Source organism: Pseudomonas sp. URMO17WK12:I9, assembly GCF_900230165.1.
Classification (GTDB): domain Bacteria; phylum Pseudomonadota; class Gammaproteobacteria; order Pseudomonadales; family Pseudomonadaceae; genus Aquipseudomonas; species Aquipseudomonas fulva.
Genome location: NZ_OCMQ01000005.1, coordinates 94,446 through 113,138, shown reverse-complemented (window position 1 = coordinate 113,138; position 18,693 = coordinate 94,446). Strand labels below are relative to the sequence as shown.

16 protein-coding genes are annotated in these 18,693 nt (G+C 62.2%); 10 read left to right on the top strand and 6 right to left on the bottom strand.

Features of this window, described 5'->3' with window-relative positions:
• Positions 1-426: 426 nt before the first annotated feature.
• Together CRP40_RS12525 and CRP40_RS12520 are read left to right on the top strand one after the other, a co-directional pair.
• Positions 427-609, top strand: coding sequence for a type II toxin-antitoxin system HicA family toxin (locus CRP40_RS12525; RefSeq protein WP_027914095.1), 183 nt, complete (start codon positions 427-429; stop codon positions 607-609).
• An 87-nt stretch (positions 610-696) separates the two neighbouring features.
• A complete protein-coding gene (locus CRP40_RS12520) occupies positions 697-1,143 on the top strand; it encodes a type II toxin-antitoxin system HicB family antitoxin (RefSeq protein ID WP_049696767.1) in 447 nt (148 codons plus the stop codon).
• A gap of 296 nt (positions 1,144-1,439) precedes the next feature.
• Here the strand turns inward: CRP40_RS12520 and CRP40_RS12515 are convergent, their stop codons facing one another.
• The gene (locus tag CRP40_RS12515) at positions 1,440-2,597 is read right to left on the bottom strand and encodes a HAMP domain-containing sensor histidine kinase (protein WP_050587302.1); all 1,158 of its coding nucleotides are present in this window, start codon (positions 2,595-2,597) and stop codon (positions 1,440-1,442) included.
• The gene (locus CRP40_RS12510) at positions 2,590-3,402 is read right to left on the bottom strand and encodes an alpha/beta hydrolase (protein ID WP_027914097.1); all 813 of its coding nucleotides are present in this window, start codon (positions 3,400-3,402) and stop codon (positions 2,590-2,592) included. The genes CRP40_RS12515 and CRP40_RS12510 overlap by 8 nt, the downstream gene beginning before the upstream one ends.
• A 337-nt stretch (positions 3,403-3,739) precedes the next feature.
• On the opposite strand from CRP40_RS12510, the gene CRP40_RS12505 reads away from it, so the two are divergent.
• Positions 3,740-3,946, top strand: a complete 207-nt coding sequence (locus CRP40_RS12505) for a DUF3079 domain-containing protein (RefSeq protein WP_023535792.1) — start codon at positions 3,740-3,742, stop codon at positions 3,944-3,946.
• A gap of 72 nt (positions 3,947-4,018) precedes the next feature.
• On the opposite strand, the gene CRP40_RS12500 is transcribed toward CRP40_RS12505, so the two are convergent.
• Positions 4,019-6,316 (bottom strand): TonB-dependent siderophore receptor, encoded by a 2,298-nt coding sequence (locus CRP40_RS12500; RefSeq protein ID WP_027914098.1) that lies wholly within the window; start codon positions 6,314-6,316, stop codon positions 4,019-4,021.
• Positions 6,317-6,456: 140 nt separating this feature from the next.
• Between CRP40_RS12500 and CRP40_RS12495 the strand changes: the two genes are divergently transcribed.
• Together CRP40_RS12495 and CRP40_RS12490 are read left to right on the top strand one after the other, a co-directional pair.
• Positions 6,457-7,179, top strand: coding sequence for a response regulator transcription factor (locus CRP40_RS12495; RefSeq protein WP_027914099.1), 723 nt, complete (start codon positions 6,457-6,459; stop codon positions 7,177-7,179).
• Between the two features lies 1 nt (position 7,180).
• Positions 7,181-8,548 (top strand): ATP-binding protein, encoded by a 1,368-nt coding sequence (locus tag CRP40_RS12490; protein WP_027914100.1) that lies wholly within the window; start codon positions 7,181-7,183, stop codon positions 8,546-8,548.
• A gap of 69 nt (positions 8,549-8,617) precedes the next feature.
• Here the strand turns inward: CRP40_RS12490 and CRP40_RS12485 are convergent, their stop codons facing one another.
• Positions 8,618-9,937, bottom strand: coding sequence for an OprD family porin (locus tag CRP40_RS12485; protein WP_023535821.1), 1,320 nt, complete (start codon positions 9,935-9,937; stop codon positions 8,618-8,620).
• A 459-nt stretch (positions 9,938-10,396) separates the two neighbouring features.
• Between CRP40_RS12485 and CRP40_RS12480 the strand changes: the two genes are divergently transcribed.
• Positions 10,397-12,499 carry a TonB-dependent siderophore receptor gene (locus CRP40_RS12480; protein WP_027914101.1) on the top strand — a complete coding sequence of 701 codons (2,103 nt, stop codon included), beginning with the start codon at positions 10,397-10,399 and terminating at the stop codon, positions 12,497-12,499.
• A gap of 74 nt (positions 12,500-12,573) precedes the next feature.
• Here the strand turns inward: CRP40_RS12480 and CRP40_RS22200 are convergent, their stop codons facing one another.
• Both CRP40_RS22200 and aguA read right to left on the bottom strand, forming a co-directional pair.
• Positions 12,574-12,771 (bottom strand): hypothetical protein, encoded by a 198-nt coding sequence (locus CRP40_RS22200; protein ID WP_080992933.1) that lies wholly within the window; start codon positions 12,769-12,771, stop codon positions 12,574-12,576.
• 177 nt (positions 12,772-12,948) lie between these two features.
• Positions 12,949-14,055, bottom strand: coding sequence for an agmatine deiminase (gene aguA / locus CRP40_RS12470; protein WP_027914102.1), 1,107 nt, complete (start codon positions 14,053-14,055; stop codon positions 12,949-12,951).
• Between the two features lie 267 nt (positions 14,056-14,322).
• Here aguA and rfbC point away from each other — a divergent pair, with 267 nt between their 5' ends.
• From rfbC to CRP40_RS12450, 4 genes are read left to right on the top strand one after another with little or no spacing between them, the layout of a single operon-like run.
• Positions 14,323-14,868, top strand: a complete 546-nt coding sequence (gene rfbC / locus CRP40_RS12465) for a dTDP-4-dehydrorhamnose 3,5-epimerase (protein WP_027914103.1) — start codon at positions 14,323-14,325, stop codon at positions 14,866-14,868.
• Between the two features lie 42 nt (positions 14,869-14,910).
• The gene (locus CRP40_RS12460; RefSeq protein WP_027914104.1) at positions 14,911-16,725 is read left to right on the top strand and encodes an ATP-binding protein; all 1,815 of its coding nucleotides are present in this window, start codon (positions 14,911-14,913) and stop codon (positions 16,723-16,725) included.
• On the top strand, positions 16,722-18,125 hold the full coding sequence (locus CRP40_RS12455) for a sigma-54 dependent transcriptional regulator (protein ID WP_027914105.1): 1,404 nt from the start codon (positions 16,722-16,724) through the stop codon (positions 18,123-18,125). The genes CRP40_RS12460 and CRP40_RS12455 overlap by 4 nt, the downstream gene beginning before the upstream one ends.
• On the top strand, positions 18,125-18,580 hold the full coding sequence (locus CRP40_RS12450; RefSeq protein ID WP_027914106.1) for a YiiD C-terminal domain-containing protein: 456 nt from the start codon (positions 18,125-18,127) through the stop codon (positions 18,578-18,580). Before CRP40_RS12455 ends, CRP40_RS12450 begins: the two co-directional genes overlap by 1 nt.
• Positions 18,581-18,693: the final 113 nt, after the last annotated feature.

Below are 18,693 nucleotides of genomic sequence, written 5' to 3'. Positions count from 1 at the left end.
GACTAACAGTCGGGCATGCCCCGGTCATCGCATTGCTGCATTTCATCCAACTCAGGATCTCGCAGCACTGGTCTCGTCAGCCAATGCAGCCTCTACCCGCCCACCTTTAACGGCTTCAAGAGGCCAGATCATGAGATGCCCTCGCTCCAGGACGTCAGGAGCCGCCAGCCACAGACTAGAGGACATCCCACACAGGTCGCAGGGGCCATCCCTGATAACGCTCAGCATTCTAGGCAGGATACGGTGGGGCGAGGATTAGCAAACGGAGGTGAAGCGTATGCAAATACGGTCGATGTGAGCTCATCCCCCTGCTCTGGGGAACAAGCGTTGGGTTGTCGGATCTTAGACATTGTGTACTAGTGTGTACAATCCTCTGAATCGTTGTGTAGCATACACACAACCGCGGCAAGCTTTGAGGAGGTACCCGTGCACAGCCGAGACATCATCAAGCGGCTGAAGGATGACGGTTGGGTCAGAGTCAAAGGGACTGATGGGAGCCACCAGCAGTTCAAGCATCCAACCAAGAAGGGGCGGGTTACGGTTCCTCATCCAAATAAGGATGTGGCAATCGGGACGCTTCGAAACATTTGGAAGCAAGCCGGTCTCTGACCGGTTTTACTCTTGCGGGTAGATCGTAAGCTTGCTGTTAGCAATAGTGAAATCGAATCGCCGAAATTTTTCGGAGGGATATTTAAAATGAAATACCCAGTTGTTTTGCACAAAGATGAAGACTCCGACTACGGAGTGACAGTTCCAGACGTACCGGGCTGCTTCTCTGCTGGCGAAACGATCGATGAAGCATTGAGCGAAGTCCAACTCGCGTTAGAGATGCATTTTGAAGGTTTGGTAGAAGATGGAGAGCCTCTGCCGCAACCTCAAAATATCGAAATCCATAGGAAGGACCCGGCTTATGCCGATGGCATCTGGGCTTTCGTAGAATTCGACGTCACCCCCTACTATGGGAAGTCGGTTCGCTTTAACGCGTCTTTACCAGAAGGTCTCCTCAAACGCATAGATGATCGCGTGAAAGAAGACAGCGCTTATGCGTCCAGATCAGGATTTTTAGCCGCGGCGGCGCTGCATGAGCTGGCGAAAAACTTAAACGAAGGCATAGACGCTTTAAAAACCAGAAAGACAGTATGACTTGAAAATATTAAGGGCGCCCTAGGGCGCCCTAATAATGACCAGGTATACGGGCAAGAAACGCAACTGAAGCACTGAACCAACTTTGCGAAACTTGAGAGCTCACAGGGTATTCATCGAACTTCTGAAACGCCTTGTTGGGGCTGCTGTGCAGCCCATCTCGGCGCGAGGCCGCTCCCACCCTGGGATTCGCTCGGTTCCGGATGCGGTGTTGGGTGGTTGCTCGTATGGAACGGCGCTTACGCAAGATACGGGTTAGGATTCCCGGCGAATTGAACGCATCTGCCCAAGGCCCCTCACCCCAACCAAACCTCAAACCGGGTGCCCAACACCCCATCCGAGCACATATTCACACTCCCCCCATGCGCCTCGGCGATCTTCTTCACGATGAACAACCCCAGCCCCACCGACCGCACCGTGTCCTGGCAATCGCTGCCTCGGGTCATCGGCTCGAACAACGTGGGCAGCAGCGCGTCATCGATTGCAGCACCATGGTTATGCACAGTCACCACCGCCCCGTCATCCGAGAAATCCGTGGTCACGGTAATGGGATAGCGAAGGTCGCCATAGGCGACAGCGTTGGCCACCAGGTTACCCATCAACTGCTGCAACCGATCCGGGTCGACCTGCACCACGCGCCGGCCGCGGGCGTAATGCCGAATCTGTGCGTCAGGGAAGGCCACCTTCAGCTCACTTATCGAATAATCCACGGCACGCACCAGGTCCACTCGCTCGCGGCGGATGGTCATGCCGGGGCCGAGCCTGACCGAGGCGAAGTCGAGCAGGTCGACGATCATGCGCAGCGCGCGCTCGGTCGAGGTATCGATGCCCGCCAACAAGCGCCGAGCACGGTCGCTTGGTAGATCGCGCTTGAGCATGGACGCGGCCATCTGGATGGCGGTCAGGGGGTTCTTCAGGTCGTGGCTGGCAATGGCGACCATCTGTTCGGAGAAGACGGCACGGCGCTGGACTTCCTGGTAGGCGGCGGCGAGTTCGGTCTGGGCGCGCTGCAGGGCGCTTTCGGCTTCTATCTTCTGCGCCAGCATTTCTTCGGCGCGTTGCATGGCTTCCAGGGCAGCCTTGCCACTGCTGGTGCTTTCGAGCGCGCTGAACAGCGCCAGATGGTAACGAATGCCGTCATCGCTTTCGCGGCGCACGCCGCTGAGCAGCATGGGCAGCTTGCGGCCGTCGCGGTGGCGCAGGGCGATCTTCACTTCGGAGATCGACCCCTGCATGTTCAGCAGTGGGCCCCAGTGGGTCAGCAGGAACACGCGGCCGTCGGCGGGCAGCAGTTGGTCGAAGCTCATCGCGTGCAGGGTGGCGCTGTCGTACCCCAGCCAGTCGGCCAGTGTCTGGTTGCAGCGCACCAGGGTGCCGTCGGGCGCCATCACCACCAGGGCACAGGGTGCGTGCTCGAAGAAGGCCTGGGTGGACAGCAGCGCCGTGTTATCCATGGTCGAGGCCAAGGTGGGTGAAGAATTGGTCCATCGCGGCCGCACAAGCGCCTGACGCGCTCAGCTGGGGGTAATGGCCCATATTCTCGATGATGCTCAGCTGGCTGCTGGGCATGACGGCGTGCAGGTAGTTGCCTACCGCTAAAGGCACGACGGGGTCCCCGGTGCATTGCACGATCAGGGTGGGCAGCTGCAGGCCTGTCACGTCCTTGCGGTGGTCGGACAGGAAGATCACGCGGGCGAAGTGCCGGGCGATCTGGGCGTCGGTGCGGCTGAAACTGCTGGCCAGTTCCTGCTCCAGGGCCGGCTGGCCGGGGGTCCCCATCAGCACGGGGGCCATGGAGCTGGACCAACCCAGGTAGTTTTCGTCGAGGGTGGTCAGCAGGTCGTGCACTTCATCGGGGGTGAAGCCGCCGGTGTACGCCTCGTCGTCGACGTAACAGGGCGAGCCGCCCACCATGACCAGCCCCATCAGGCGGCCTGGCCGCTGGCGCTCGGCCAGGGCAGTGATCATGGCGCTGACCGAGTGGGCGACCACGATGACCGGGCCCTGGGCGTATTCGTCGATGATTTCGTTGAGATCGCTCGCGTAGCCCCACAGCGTGGAGTACTTGTCGTGCTTGTAGGCACTCAGGTCCGAGTGCCCCGCCCCGACCAAGTCGTAGGTCACGACCCGGAAGCGTTCGAGAAAGTGCGGGAGCAGCAGCCGCCACATGGATTGGTCGCAGCCGAAACCATGGGACAGAACGAGGGTCACGTCACCGGCTCCGGCAACCTGGACGTTGTTACGTTTTTGCAGGGTCATACCTCTCCCCAATACCGTTCAACGTCATGCTGAGCTGTCACGATCCGTTCAAGTCCTTGCTGAGAATAGTTGAGGGAAGCCCTACAGAAAGGTGCCGTTGAGCGACGCGTCATCGCCCCGCTAATGACTTAGTGGGGTCTTGTGCTGTAACAGTTCACGGATCGGGACGCCCACATTACGCTATATAGGCAAGCGACGTAGAAGTTTCTGCCAATTTTCTGGGGACAGACGGTCAGGCGATGATCAGGATGCCATTGGCTGGTGTTTGACTTCGGTCAACTCGAATAGCGCTGCGAAGGTTAGGCTCAGGTCATGTACCGCCTGCCGGAGGCACCTCATGGCCAAGAAATTCCCGAAGCACCCCAGCCACCCCGAGCGCATTTGCTGGGGCTGCGATCTGTATTGCCCAGCCAAGGCGCTGGCATGCGGCAATGGTGCCGACCGGACCATGCACCCGATGGAGCTGTTCGGCGAGGACTGGGACAGCTTCGATGACAGGTTCGAGCCGCCCGCTGTGGATAACGCGAAGCCTCCCACTCTCTAACCGCGCCTTCAGCCTTGCATGAACCACCTCATCCGCCGGGCGCGGGTGAGGTGTTCGTGCTTGCAACGTGGATCAGAAGGTGGTGTTGACGGTCAGCGACAAGCTGCGCGGGTCACCGTAAACGGCCCCTGCATAGAACCCGTAGCGGGTGTAGTAGTGCTTGTCGAACAGGTTGTTGGCATTGAGGGTCACGCTGGTGTCGTCGGTCACCTGGTACTTGGCCATGGCGTTCCAGATGGCGTAGCCGGACCAGTTCACGTCGGTGGCACCACTGCTCACGCCGTTGACGGGCTGGCCCGCCGGGCTGGAAAGGGCGCGGATATTGGACTGCGCGGTAACGCCGGCGCCGACCGTCAGGCGGTCGAGTGGGCCGCTGAGGTGGTAGGTGGTAGAGGCCTTGAACAGGTGCGAAGGGTCGCTGCGCCCGTCGCTGTCGACGCGGCGGAAGTGCAGGTAGGTGTAGCCGGCGTACACGTTCCAGTCCGGGGTCAGGGCGCCTGCGATTTCCAGGTCGATACCGTCGGTTTCCTGGCCTGAGCCTGCTTTGTAGGCATCGCCACCGGTCGGGGTCGACAGGCCGCCGTCCAGCACGGCCTTGTTTTCCTGCTTGGTGCGGAAGTACGCCGCAGAGGCGTTCAGGCGACCGTCGAACCAGGCGCCTTTGATGCCCGTCTCGTAGCTTTGCCCACGGATCGGCTCGACCCGGCTGCCGGCACTGGTTTCCTGGGTTTGCGGGTTGAAGATGTCGGTGTAGCTGGCGTACAGCGAGTAGGTGTCGTTGAGGTCGTAGACCGCGCCCAGGTAAGGAGTCACAACGCCGCTTTCTTCCTGGCTGGTGCGCACGGCATCCACGCTGCGGGTGATGGCCGAGTAGTCGGTGGTGCGCACGCCCAGGATCACCGACAGTGGGTCGGTGATGCTCAGGCGGGTCGCGGCGTACATGCCTTGCAGGCGGGTGGTGGTCTTGCTGTGCTTGCCGGTCTGCGAAGCCAGCATCGCATAGTCCCCGTCCACGCCATTGCGCCAGTCGCTGATGGGCAGGCCATTGTTGGCGCGGAACAAGCAGCCCACCACTGGATCGGTGGCCTTGCCGCCACCGACCATGCTGCAGCGGTATTCCGGGGACCACTGCACGCTACGGCTGTCGTTGTAGCCGACCATGGCCTGGTGCGTACGGCCAAACAACTGGAACGGGCCGGACAGGTCGATCTGCGCCGACTGCTGGGTGGTGTCGCTCGAGCTGTGCAGGCCGTTGAGCACTGCGCCGCTGCCGTCCTGATTCCAGTAGCCGCCGAACCGGCCGCGCCCTGCCGAGTTGACCTTGCCCAGGCCTCGGTGGTTGAGGGCATCGGTCGTGCTCTGGGATGCCTTCAGGTCCAGCGACCAGTCGTTGTCGAAGCGGTGCACCAGCGAGCCGAAGGCGGTGCGGGTGGTGTACTCGCCAAAGCTCCAGCTCGGTACCAGGTTGGAGCTGCGTGGCAGGTCGGTCTTGCTGCCGTCGCGGTACCAGATGGGGATGTTCGCGCCCCAGCCACCGCCCACCACCTTGTTGTACTCGTACTGATAGCCGGCACCTAGGGTGGTGGCGTCGTCCAGGTCGAACTCGAAGTTGGCCAGGGCCGCGCGTGAACGGTCGGACTGGTAGTCGCGGAACGAGTTGGCGTCCTGCTGGGTCACCACGAAACGCGAGCGCAGGCGGCCGTCTTCGGACAGCGGCAGGTTCAGGTCGGCGCCCAGGCGGCGTTTGTCCCAGCTGCCGTAGGTGGCATAGGCGCTGCCGCCGAAGGTGCGGGTGGGCGCCTTGCGAATCAGGTCGATGGTAGCGGACGGGTCACCGGTTCCGCCGAGCAGGCCGTTGGCACCGCGCACGATGTCGATGCGCTCGTACAGGTCCATGTTCAGGGCGTTGCCGCTACCGCTGAAGTCGGACGCGCCGGGTGCCTGCAGACCGTCGATTTTCCAGTTGGTGATGGAGTAGCCACGGGCGCGGTAATCGGTGCGTCCGCCCACTTCGGCTTTGCTGGCGGTTACCCCGGGGGTGGTTTCCAGCGCCTGCTCGATGCTGTGGATGGCGCGGTCATCCATCTGCTGGCGGGTGATGGTGGTGACCGACTGTGGCGTTTGCCGTGGGGTCAGCGCCAGGCCGGTGGAGCTGCGCGTGCGTTCGACGGTGTAGCCCAGCTGGCCGGCATCGTCCTGGGGCAGCAGGGCACTGTCTTCGATTTGCGTGGCATCGAGCACCAGAGGTGCGCTGTCGGCGGCCATGACACCACCGCTGATGGCGAGGCCGACGAAGAAGGCAATTGGCTTGAGGCGGGTGCCGCCACAGGTGAACGCGGTGAAGGTGTTGGCGATGCTTGAGGGATTCATTTGGGAAGACTTCGTATTTGCAGATGATTTTTTGTTAGGATTCTAGGGATCAGTCCTCCGGGCTCTACACCCGACATGTACGGGGATGTAATGCAACGTAACGGGCGTTGACGACGCCCGCCTCACAGGTGTTTTTTCAGATGAGCACAACCCTGCTGGTTGTTGATGACGACGACGAGATTCGCGAGCTGCTGTGCGATTACCTGACCGATGCAGGCTACGTCGTACTGGCGGCGGCCGACGGCAAGCAGATGCACGAGCACCTGGCGCGGCAAAAGGTGGACCTTGTGGTGCTGGACCTGATGCTGCCCGGTGAAGATGGCCTGAGCCTGTGCCGTCAGTTGCAGGCCCTGCCGGGGCTGGCGGTGATCATGCTGTCGGCCAAGGGCAGTGCACTGGACCGCATCATTGGCCTGGAAGTAGGGGCCGACGATTACCTGGCCAAGCCTTTCGAACCCCGAGAACTCATTGCCAGGATCAAGGCCGTGCTGCGCAGGCCCCATCGGCTGGAGGCTGCCGTACAGGAGCCAACCCAGGTCCAAGCCCATGTCTTTGCAGGTTTTCGCCTGGAACATATCAAGCGCCTGCTGACCCGCCCCGACGGGCAGACCTTGACCTTGCCGCGCTCCGATTACCGGGTGCTGCGCGAACTGCTCGAAGCCAACAACCGTGTGGTGTCTCGCGACCAGTTGACACGTAGTGCCTTCAGCCGCGACCACCTGCCGGACGATCGCTCGGTCGACATGTGCGTCAGCCGCCTGCGCCAGCATCTGCGCCATGCGCCTGGCGATGTGGCGCAGATCCTCACCATCCGCAACGAAGGTTATCTGCTGAGCATTGCTCAGACCCAGGCCACGGCCTGACATGCGCTGGGCTCGCCGACTGTGGCCGCGCACGCTGTTCGGGCAGCTGATGCTGATCATGGTGGGCGGCACCCTGGCCATTCAGTTGATGTCCAGCAGCATCTGGTTCGATGTGCGCTTCGCCCAGGTGTTCGAAGCCCCCGTGCGCTTGATTGCGGCGCGCAGTGCACCGCTCATCCGGCAGGCCAGCTGTCATGCCGGCGTGCTCAAGGTGCCGGCCCATTACCAGTTGCGCTGCGCCGAGCAGCTGCCCGTACTGCAGCAGGACGAACGGCGCGGGCGCAAACGGGTCGAGTTGCTGCTTCACCAGGCACTGAAATACGAGCTTGGCCATGAGCCGCAGGTGCGTTTGATGAAGGTGCAGTTGACCGACGAACTGGGCCAGCCGATCGTCTGGCGCAGCCTGTTCGGGCTGCGCACCGCCCAGGCCCATCTTCAGTTTGCGGTGCCGTTGGCAGACGGGCATTGGCTGACCATCGACGGGCAGGAACTGCAGGGCTGGAGCGGTGAATCCGCCTGGCTGCTGATCAGTGACTACCTGCTGCGGGTGTACGCGTTTCGCATTGTCGCCGTGCTGGTGGTATGCCTGATTGCCGTGCGCCTGTGCCTGCGTCCGCTGCGCCGCCTGGCGGATGCGGCGCTGGCGCTGGGCAGCAACCTGCAACAACCGCCGCTGGCGCTCGATGGTCCCGATGAGGTTCGTCAGGCCGCGCAAGCCTTCAACGCCATGCAGCAGCGCCTGATCGCCATGGTCAACGACAAGGCTTACTTTCTCGCTGCTGTCTCCCATGACCTGCGCACCCCGCTGACGCGCATGCGCCTGCGCCTGGAACGCATGCCCGACGACGAACACCGGCAGCGCTTGCGGCAGAACATCGCCCAGATGGACGACATGATCGGCCAGGTGCTGGACTACCTGCGTGCGGGCGAACAGCAAAACCTGCAACCGGTCGACATGGATCGCCTGGTGATACGCCAGTGCGCCGAGCTGGCCACTGCCGACGAACCCATACCCGTGCACGGCCATGGCGGCGTGGTGAGCGTCGATGCCCTGATGGTGCAGCGTTGCCTGCAAAACCTGCTGGTCAATGCATTGCGTTATGCCAGTCAGGTGAGTGTGTCGGTGGAGCGCGTAGGGGCACGGGTGCTGGTTCACGTCGAGGATCGAGGCCCAGGCATTGCGCCGCACCTGCTGGCGACCGTCACCGAACCGTTCGTACGGGGCGAGAGCTCGCGTAACCAGGCATCCGGCGGGTATGGGCTGGGGCTGAGTATCGTCGAGCGAATCATGACCAGCCATGGGGGGGCATTGCGGGTGCGCAACCGTGAGGGGGGCGGGTTGCGCGTGACCCTTGAGCTGCCTGTCTAGAGACGGGCAGCCCGTAGGCTCAGGCCAGCGGCGCACGCGGTGCGAAGGTGGCCTGCGTGGGTGACCAGATCAGAAGATGCTGATCGGGTACTCGACGAATACGCGGACTTCGTTGCCGTCGTCGTTGTAACCGTTCTGGCGCACGGCATTGTTGGTACGCAGGAACGAGCTGCGCAGCTTGACCGACAGGTCCTTGGCAGGGCCTTCCTGTACCACGTAGCGGATCTGGTTGAAGATCTCGCGCTCCTTGCCTTCGCCGAAGCCCTGTGGGTTGGCGACATTGCGGGTGTTGATGTTGTCACCCACCACGTAGGCCAGCTTGTAGGTCAGGCCAGGGATGCCGTAGGCACCGAAGTCCAGGCCATAGCCCAGCTGCCAGGAACGCTCGTCCTCGGCATTGAAGTCGGACCAGTAGGAGTTGGCCAGGAAGATGGTCGAGCCACCATCACCCACACCGCCCTGGTTCTGGTACCAGCCGTAGTTGTAGCCGGTGCTGCCAGTGCTGCGCTGGTGAGCGAGGGTGAACGAGTGGGCGCCGTAGGCGTAGGTGGCGGCCAGGCTCCAGATGGTGTTCGAGTCGCCGTTCAGGCCCGCTTCACGCACGTACTTGTTGTCGATGCTCGACTTGTAGCCGTTGAAGTCCAGGGTCAGGGACTGGTTCTCGGCAATGGCGTAGACGTAGTTCAAGCCCAGGTAGTGCTTCTTCATCACGTCTTCGGTGTCGGCGGTGTACAGCGACGCGGTGAAGTTGTCGTTGAACTTGTAGCTACCGCCCAACACGTTGATCGACTTCAGACCACCGCCATCGCGACGTTCGGCGCTCTTGCGCGCTTCCTGGGTGAAGCGACCGGCGTTCAGCTCCAGGCCTTCGATTTCCTTGGAGGTGATCAGGGTGCCGGTGAAGCTTTCCGGCAGCAGGCGCGCATCGTCGTACTGGAGCACTGGCAGGGCGGGCATCTGGTCACCGTACTTAAGCACGGTGTTGGAAATGCGGAACTTCACGGCGGCACCGGCACGGGCCAGGTTGTGCGGCGAACGGGCATTGCCATCGGCATTGGTGGTGTCGTGCGGCTTGAAGAAGTCGACGCCGCCACCACCGTTGTGGCCCTTGCCGCCGTCCAGGCGCAAGGCGTACAGGCCGAATGCATCGACGCCGACCCCGACGGTGCCCTGGGTGAAGCCGGACGAGAAGTTACCGATGAATGCCTGGCCCCACTCGATCTGGTCATCGGTGCCGTGCTTCTTGTCACGGTTGATGTAGGCGTTGCGCAGAAGGACGTTGGCGTGGCTGTCCTCGATGAAGCCGTTGCTGGCGGCCTGGTCATTGGCCTGGGCCTGGGTCGCGGCGATCATCGCCAGGGCGACCAGGCTGATCCTGGTATTCAACATGTTATTTTCCTTATTTCTTGATCGAAAACGCGCTGCGTAATGACGCCATGAACCAACGCCCCTTCGTAGGTTCGACGCTATGCAGGTTCTGCCAAAAGCCCCTTTGCCGGTAAACGCGGCCGGCCTGGCAACAGCATGGCCAAACGGATTGGCCAGCAGGCGTGGCCGAATCCTAGCGGCGTGCGATTACAAATGTCAAAAAAACGTGAAATTCAGGTTGATATAACTAAAAACCGAGCGCTCATGAGGCATTTTCTTTAGAACTAAAGCTGTAGGAGGATATTCCTTCTTGATATGGAAAACTCATCCTGATCAAGGGGACAAGTTCCCTTGGCAGGCCTTCGTAATTAGTTACAAAGTGATACAAACGTAAAAATCCAGGGCTCAGAATAGGCGAGCATTAGTAAATAGCACCCATTATCATTCGCACCTTCATTATTGCTCGGTCGAACGTGCGCCATGCTTGCCCCTTCTCGCCTCGCTCCTATCACGCTCTCCATTTCATGCCTGCTGGCTGCCAGCCCCACAAGCGCTGCCACCACCACCCTACCTGAGCTGCCCGTCACCGCCGAAAGCGAGCGGGAAAAAGACAACCCGCGGGTGCGTGAGGTCGGTACCGCGACTCGAACCGCCACTGCCGTGCGCTCCGTGCCGCAGGCGGTGGATACGGTAAAGACGTCGCAGGTGCTGGATTACGGCAGCGACACGCTGGGCAAAGCGCTCGAGGGTATTCCCAACGTCAGCAGTGGTGCCGACACGCGCTTCGACAGCGTACGCATTCGCGGCTTCGAAGCCGGCAATGACTTCTATCTGGACGGCGTGCGCGATGACAGCCAGTACATCCGCGACCTGCACAGCATCGAACGGGTCGATGTACTCAAAGGCCCGGCGGCCGTGCTGTATGGGCGGGGCGGCCAGGGGGGTATCGTCAACCGCATCAGCAAGGCGCCCGAGGCAGGCCGCCGCTCTACCCTGGAGGCACGGGCAGGCAGCGAGGATCTGCGCAGCCTGTACGCCGACCTGAGCGCAGACCCCAGCGACACGGTCAGCCTGCGCCTGAACATGGGTAACCAGGACAACAACAGCTTCCGTGACGGTATCGACGGTAGCCGCCAGCTGTTCGCACCCTCGGTCAGCTGGCAGGTCACGCCGCAGCTGAACTGGCTGGTGCAATACGAGTACAGCCGCTTCAACCGCACGCCGGACCGCGGTATCCCCGGCGTCGATGGCCGCCCGGCGAACGTCAGCCGCAGCACGACCTACGGCGATACACAACGTGATTTCATCGATGATCGGGCGCAGTCCTTGCGCTCACGCCTGAACTACGAGCTCAACGATGCGTGGCAACTGCGTCACACCCTGAGCCTGTTCAAGCTCGACAGCGAATTCGACAACACCTACCCCACCGCCTATAACCCCAGCAATGGCACGGTGACGCGTCAGCGCTGGCAGCAGGACCTGAACACCCGCAACCTGTTCAACACCCTGGAAGCCGAAGGCACCTTTGACACACTAGGCCTGGGGCACACGCTGTTGCTGGGCCTGGAGTTCGGCAGCCAACGCCGCGACCCTACCTTGTATACCGCGGCTGCGGCAAACGCCGGCGGGCGGCCCGTGCCGCCGCTGGACCTGTACGACCCTGACCGGAGCAAGCAGCACAACGGTCGCATGGTGATGTCCAGCAACAACCACACCGTGGTGCAAAGCCGTGGCCTGTACCTGCAAGACCAGCTTCGCCTGAACGATCAATGGCAGCTGCTGGCAGGCGTGCGCTTCGATGAATTCGACGTGGAGACCACCAACAAGGTGCGCAGCCTGACCGAAAAACAGAGCAGCCGGACCACCAGCCCTCGCATAGGGATCGTGTACACCCCGTGGCAGGATCACTCGTTCTACGCATCATGGAGCAAGACCTTCTCGCCGGTAGGCGGTGGCCTGATCGGCATCACGCCGGGCGCCCCGGGCAACAGCAACGAGACGGCACCCGAGCTGACCCGGCAAAAGGAAGTTGGCGTGAAGAGCGACTGGTTCGACCAACGCCTGACCACCACCCTGGCGGTCTATGAACTGGAGCTTTACAACCGTCGTACCCGCGACCCGCTTAACCCGGAAATCACCTTGCTCAGCGGCCTTCAGCGCTCGCGCGGCATCGAGTTGACCGCCACGGGCAATGTGATCGGCAACTGGTACGTGCGCGGCGGGGTTGGCTTGCAGGATGCCACTATCGTCAAGGACAACAACGGCCAGCAAGGTAACCGGATCAATGACGTGGCCAAGCGTAACGCCAGCCTGTTCGTCACCTGGAAGCCAGAACTGGGCTGGTACGCCGAAACAGGCCTGACGCTGGTCGGCCAGCGGTATGCCGACAACCAGAACACCACGGTGCTGCCAGGTTATGGCCGCTGGGATGCGCTGGCCGGGTACCGCACCCAGGCGTGGGATGTGCGGGCGGCGCTGAGCAACATTGCCGACCGGACATACTACAGTTCGGCGACCAGTGCAGCGCAGATCCAGGTCGGCGACCCCCGCAGCCTGGTCGTCACAGGCACCTACAGCTTCTGAACGTCAGCAGGGGCAGCCTTTGCGGGGCTGCCCCTGCCAGTGTGGTACAGGGTTTGAGCAACGTTGGGTCGCGGCTAACGCCACACCGCCATCAACGCATGAAACTCCGCCTCGCTGATCAGTCCTTCAGGGTAACGCCCGGCAAGTAGCCGTCGTGGGTCGGTCGTCCTGACCCTGCTGCTTCCATGGTGCTTCAACCACGTCGCCAAACGCTCGAGCGATGCTTGGTCTATTGCCAATGGGCGCAATGCCGACTCACTTGCTGCATTCATTTCTACACGTACTCCTGGCCCGTGAGCAGCTAACCTACGCAAGTAGTGTTACAAGCAGGTAACCTGGTTACATCAGGCTATCTATTTGAAAAACAATACAAAAGCTATGCCACTGCAGGTGCCAGGCGTCGCTGGGCGGTTGTGCGCGTGCGCGTCCTCACCACGCGCCACGAACCATCAACGGTGCACAGGCGCCGGCTGCTGCTGGGTCAGGCAATGGATGTTACCGCCACCCAACAGCAATTCCCGTCCAGGGATCATCACCACCTCGTGATCAGGGAATATGCTCGACAGTATGGCCTTGGCCTCGGCATCGGCCGGGTCGTCGAAGCTCGGCGCGATGATGCCGCCGTTAACGATCAGGAAGTTGACGTACGAGCCTGCCAGACGCACCGAAGGGTCACGCTCCTGGCTGCCCGACACCTGGTCGACGCCGGCACATTCTTCTTCGGTGGCGTACAGCGGCCCGGGAATCGGCATCTTGTGCACGACGAAGGCCCGCCCCTTGGCGTCGCGGGTGGTCTGCAGCACTTCCATGGCCGCGTGGCAGCGCGCGTAGTTGGGGTCGTTCACGTCATCTGTCCAGGCCAGTAACACTTCGCCAGGGCGCACGTAACAGCAGAAGTTGTCGACATGGCCATCGGTCTCGTCGTTGTACAGGCCGTCCGGCAGCCACACCACGGTATCGACCGCGAGGTTGTCGCGCAGCACGGTTTCGATCTGCTCGCGGTTCAGGTGCGGATTACGGTTGTGGTTCAACAGGCACTCTTCGGTGGTGATCACCGTGCCTTCGCCGTCCACATGGATCGAGCCGCCTTCGAGCACGAACCCTTCGGTGCGATAACGCTGGCAGCGCTCCATCTCCAGCACCTTGCCAGCCAATGCCTCGTCCCGGTTCCACGGTGCATACAGTCCACCCTCGAAGCCACCCCAGGCGTTGAAATCCCAGTCCACGCCACGCACTTCGCCGTTGTCGTTGACCACGAAGGTGGGGCCGGTGTCACGCACCCAGGCATCGTCGCTGCCCAGTTCAACGACCCGGATGTTGGGCTGGTCCAGCAGGCGACGCGCGTTTTCATACTGGCCCGCCGAGACGCCCACGGTGACCGGCTCGAAGCGCGCGATCGCCTTGGCCAAGGTGACATGGGCCGCCTGCGCCGGCTTACCGCCCAGTCGCCAGTTATCCGGCCGCTCTGGCCAGACCATCCAGACCTGGGTTTGCGGGGCCCATTCGGCGGGCATGTGGAAACCATCGGCACGTGGCGTGGAAGTGAGGGTTTTCATCGTTGACCTCTGTCATGGCCCTGCCCGGAAGGGTGTGGGCGTAAAAAGCGTTTATAACCGATATAAATCCATCTTTAAACAGAATAGCGTTCGAGCAGGCGCATAATATACGGATTATATTTCGATAATAATCGGCAAATACGTGACGCTCGTCGTGCGCAACCTAACCCTAGCAGTGTTCAGAGCGTTGTCGGGCGCTCTTCTGGACAGGACAAGCACGCGTCTGCCAGCTAGGGTCATAACGCATAGCCTGCAGAGTGTTTCCCGATGAACGTGATAGCCACTGCCCTCCCCGAAGTGCTGATCATCGAACCCAAGGTCTTCGGCGACAGCCGAGGTTTTTTTTTCGAGTCCTTCAACGCCCGCGAGTTTGCCCGGCTGACCGGCGCCGAGGTCGAGTTCGTCCAGGACAACCACTCGCGCTCCGGCCGGGGCGTGCTGCGTGGGCTGCATTATCAGGTGGCCAATACCCAAGGCAAGCTGGTGCGCGTGGTACAGGGCGAGATCCGCGATGTGGCCGTGGACGTGCGCAGGCACTCGCCAACATTCGGCCAGTGGGTGGCGGTGCACCTGTCGGCGGAAAACCATCGTCAGTTGTGGATCCCGGCAGGCTTTGCCCATGGCTTTGCGGTGATGGGCGATTCGGCGGAGTTTCTGTACAAGACCACCGACTACTACAACCCCCAGGCTGACCGCTGCATCCGCTGGGACGACCCGACGCTGGCCATTGACTGGGGCCTGCAACAGCCGCCTGTGCTGTCAGACAAGGACAAGGTGGGCGTGTCGTGGGCAGAAGCACAAGTGCTGCCTTAACTAGCGCATAATTGCATCAGACTTTTCTGACGCAATGATGTGATGATCGCCAAGAACACCCCTCCTCGCCGCCCCCGTTGGCGCAGCCTGGCCTTACTGGCGCTGTGCCTGGTGCCGCTGCTATGGCCGCTGCATCACCTGGCCGAGCGCTATTACCGGCAAGAACTGGCCTCGCAGAACCGGCAGACCCTCGACCTCTATGTCGCCAACCTGCTGGGGACGCTGCACCGCTATGAAACCTTGCCGCAGATCCTTGGCGATTTGCCGGCCTTGCGCGGGGTGCTGGCCGATCCGTTCCGCCTGGAGGCGGTCACCAATGCTAACCGCCTGCTGAAAAACATCGTGCAGCAGACCGGCGCCGAGGTGATGTACCTCATGGACGTCAGCGGCAACACCTTGGCGGCGTCCAACTGGGACAAACACGACAGCTTCGTGGGGCGTAACTTCGCATTTCGCCCTTACTTCAACGAAGCCATGGCCGGGCACCTCGGTCGTTTCTTCGGCCAGGGCACCACGTCTGCAAAGCGGGGGTATTTCTTTGCCGCCGCCGTGCGCGACGGCGAACGCATCGTCGGTGTGCTGGTGGTGAAGGTCGACCTCGATCATACCGAGACCTTGTGGGGCCGCACGCCCGAGCAACTGCTGCTGACCGATCACAACGGCGTGGTCATCCTCACGTCACGCCCGGAGTGGCGTTTTCGCGCCACCCGTCCGCTGACCGCGGCTGAGCGCCAGGCCATCATCGCCATCCAGCCGTACCCGACCCAGGCACCCCAGCCGCTGGTGATCAGTGACGATGCCTGGATCACCCAGACCCGGGCCATTCCAGAGACCGGCTGGCAGGTCAGCATCCTTGCGCCGCGCATCCTGGTGGACCGCTCCGCGCAGACGGTCACGGCCATCGGTGCCGGCGCTCTGCTGGTCATCGTGCTGCTGACTGGCCTGGTGATGCAGCGGCGCCGTCATTATATGGACCGCATCGACTTCGAGGCCCGTGGTCGTCAGCAGCTCGAACAGCGCGTGGCCGAGCGCACCGCCGACCTCGAAGGGCTCAACGCGCGCCTCAAAAGCGCCGTGCTCGAACGCGAAAATGCCCAGCAGGAGGCCGTGAGGGCCCAGGACGAACTGGTGCAGGCAGGCAAGCTGTCGGTGCTGGGCACCATGTCGGCGAGTATCAGCCATGAGCTCAACCAGCCCCTGGCAGCCATTCGCAGCTATGCGGAAAACGCCGAGATCCTGTTGGACCATCAACGTACCGAGGACGCGCGCGGCAACCTGAAACTGATCGGCGAACTGACCGGGCGCATGGCCTCGATCATTGCCCACCTGCGCGCCTTTGCCCGCCGTGACCGCCACGCGCCGGAAAGCGTAGCCCTGCAACCGGCCCTGGACGATGCCCTGGCCCTGCTCGCCAAACGTCGCCGGGCAATGGCGGTGGAGCTGGTGCGCGACCTGCCTGAAGCGACGCTTTGGGTACAGGCGGGCGAAACCCGCCTGCGTCAGGTATTGGGCAACTTGCTGGCCAATGCCCTGGACGCGCTGACCGAGAAGGCCAACCCGCGCCGGTTGTGGATAAGTGCAGAGCAGCAGGACGATTGCGTTTATCTCTCCATTCGCGACAACGGCCCCGGTTTCACCCGTCAGGCACTGGAGCATGCCAGAGAGCCCTTTTTCACCACCAAGACCCGCACCCAGGGGCTGGGCTTGGGCCTGGCCATCTGTGACAGCCTGATGCGCACCCTGGGGGGAGAACTGTTGCTGGCCAACCACCCCGAGGGCGGTGCGGTGCTGACCTTGAAAATGCGTGTAGCCCCGCCGGGTGCCACCTTGCCCAATTCAGAGGATTCTTCGGCATGAGCCCCGAGACACTGATCGACAGCCGCGCCCAGGTGATCCTGGTCGACGACGACGCACACCTGCGCCAAGCCCTGAGCCAGACGCTGGACCTGGCCGGGCTCAAGGTCGTGGCACTGGCCGATGCCCACGGCCTGGCCGAGCGCATTCCAACAGATTGGCCGGGGGTTGTCGTCAGCGATATCCGTATGCCGGGCATCGACGGCCTGCAGCTGCTCGAGCAGCTGCATGGCCTGGACAGCGAACTGCCGGTACTGTTGATCACCGGGCATGGCGATGTCCCGCTGGCGGTACAAGCCATGCGCGCCGGTGCCTATGACTTCCTGGAAAAGCCCTTCGCCAGCGACGCCCTGCTCGACAGCGTACGCCGCGCCCTGGCACTGCGCCAATTGGTGCTGGAGAACCGTAGCCTGCGCATGGCTTTGAGCGACCGCCAGCAACTGGCCACGCGCCTGGTAGGCCAGTCCGCGGCCATGCAGCGCCTGCGCGAGCAGATCGGCGCGCTGGCCGGCACACGAGCGGACGTATTGATCCTGGGTGAGACCGGGGCTGGCAAGGAAGTGGTCGCCCGCGCCCTGCACGACCTGTCGAGCCGCCGGGACGGGCCCTTCGTGGCCATCAACGCTGGCGCTTTGGCCGAATCGGTGGTCGAGAGCGAGCTGTTTGGTCATGAGCCTGGCGCCTTCACGGGCGCGCAAAAACGCCGCATTGGCAAGTTCGAATTCGCCAATGGCGGTACGTTGTTCCTTGATGAAATCGAAAGCATGAGCCTGGATGTGCAGGTAAAGCTGTTGCGCATGCTGCAGGAGCGCGTCGTCGAGCGATTGGGTGGCAATCAGCTGATACCGCTGGATATCCGCATCATCGCCGCCACCAAGGAAGACCTGCGCCAGGCCGCCGATCAGGGCCGTTTTCGTGCGGACTTGTATTACCGCTTGAACGTGGCGCCCTTGCGTATTCCACCGCTGCGCGAACGTGGCGACGACATCCTGATGCTCTTCCAGCATTTCGCCGATGCGGCCAGCCAGCGCCATGGCCTGGGGCCGCACGCGCTGCAACCTGCGCAACGGGCCTTGCTGTTGCGCCATGACTGGCCGGGCAATGTGCGCGAACTGCAAAACGCGGCCGAACGCTTTGCCCTCGGGCTGGAGCTGGCACTCGATGGCCAGGCGCCGCCTGCAACCAACGCGCCCGCCCCCGTCACCGGCAACCTGAGCGAGCAAGTGGAGCACTTCGAGCGCTCGTTGATCACTGCCGAATTGGCCCAGCCTCATGGCTCGCTGCGTAGCCTGGCCGAAGCGCTGGGTGTTCCACGCAAGACGCTGCACGACAAATTACGCAAGCATGGCCTGAGTTTCGAGGGCGGTGGCGGTGGCCACGACGACCATGAGGAAACCCGTTGATGAGCAAGCCGATTCACCCGCTGCAGACAGTGCTTCACGGCGATATTCCACTGACCCGGGAGATGGGCCTGGAGGTGCTGGACTGGCAAGGGCATACCCTGCGCCTGCAACTGCCATTGGCCGCCAACGTCAACCACAAGAACACCATGTTCGGTGGCAGCCTCTATTGCGCCGCGGTCCTGGCCGGCTGGGGCTGGTTGCACCTGCGGCTACAGGAGTTGGGCATCGATGATGGGCATATCGTCATTCAAGAGGGGCAGATCAGCTATCCGCTGCCGGTTACCGGCGCCGCCGTGGCCAGTTGCGCTGCACCGGACGAGAAGGCCTGGTCGCGGTTCCTGACAATGTATCAACGGCGTGGGCGGGCACGGCTGACGCTGGAAACGGCAGTGAGCAACGTGGGCAGTGATGAAGTGGCGGTGCTGTTCAGCGGGCAGTATGTGTTGCACAGGTGAGCGGCGGGGTGATCGCGAGTGATCAACTCTCAGTCTTGTGTGAAGGCGAGCATCTAAGGCCGCTTAGCGGCCCTTTCGGCCCTCAAACGATGAGCAGTTTTCAACACCCAACG

Excerpts from the sequence above, each read along its gene's own strand:
- CRP40_RS12520 (WP_049696767.1), top strand. The coding sequence starts at position 697 with ATGAAATACCCAGTTGTTTTGCACAAAGATGAAGACTCCGACTACGGA.
- CRP40_RS12515 (WP_050587302.1), bottom strand. The coding sequence starts at position 2,597 with ATGGATAACACGGCGCTGCTGTCCACCCAGGCCTTCTTCGAGCACGCA.
- CRP40_RS12510 (WP_027914097.1), bottom strand. The coding sequence starts at position 3,402 with ATGACCCTGCAAAAACGTAACAACGTCCAGGTTGCCGGAGCCGGTGAC.
- CRP40_RS12505 (WP_023535792.1), top strand. The coding sequence starts at position 3,740 with ATGGCCAAGAAATTCCCGAAGCACCCCAGCCACCCCGAGCGCATTTGC.
- CRP40_RS12500 (WP_027914098.1), bottom strand. The coding sequence starts at position 6,316 with ATGAATCCCTCAAGCATCGCCAACACCTTCACCGCGTTCACCTGTGGC.
- CRP40_RS12495 (WP_027914099.1), top strand. The coding sequence starts at position 6,457 with ATGAGCACAACCCTGCTGGTTGTTGATGACGACGACGAGATTCGCGAG.
- CRP40_RS12490 (WP_027914100.1), top strand. The coding sequence starts at position 7,181 with ATGCGCTGGGCTCGCCGACTGTGGCCGCGCACGCTGTTCGGGCAGCTG.
- CRP40_RS12485 (WP_023535821.1), bottom strand. The coding sequence starts at position 9,937 with ATGTTGAATACCAGGATCAGCCTGGTCGCCCTGGCGATGATCGCCGCG.
- CRP40_RS12480 (WP_027914101.1), top strand. The coding sequence starts at position 10,397 with ATGCTTGCCCCTTCTCGCCTCGCTCCTATCACGCTCTCCATTTCATGC.
- CRP40_RS22200 (WP_080992933.1), bottom strand. The coding sequence starts at position 12,771 with ATGAATGCAGCAAGTGAGTCGGCATTGCGCCCATTGGCAATAGACCAA.
- aguA (WP_027914102.1), bottom strand. The coding sequence starts at position 14,055 with ATGAAAACCCTCACTTCCACGCCACGTGCCGATGGTTTCCACATGCCC.
- rfbC (WP_027914103.1), top strand. The coding sequence starts at position 14,323 with ATGAACGTGATAGCCACTGCCCTCCCCGAAGTGCTGATCATCGAACCC.
- CRP40_RS12460 (WP_027914104.1), top strand. The coding sequence starts at position 14,911 with ATGATCGCCAAGAACACCCCTCCTCGCCGCCCCCGTTGGCGCAGCCTG.
- CRP40_RS12455 (WP_027914105.1), top strand. The coding sequence starts at position 16,722 with ATGAGCCCCGAGACACTGATCGACAGCCGCGCCCAGGTGATCCTGGTC.
- CRP40_RS12450 (WP_027914106.1), top strand. The coding sequence starts at position 18,125 with ATGAGCAAGCCGATTCACCCGCTGCAGACAGTGCTTCACGGCGATATT.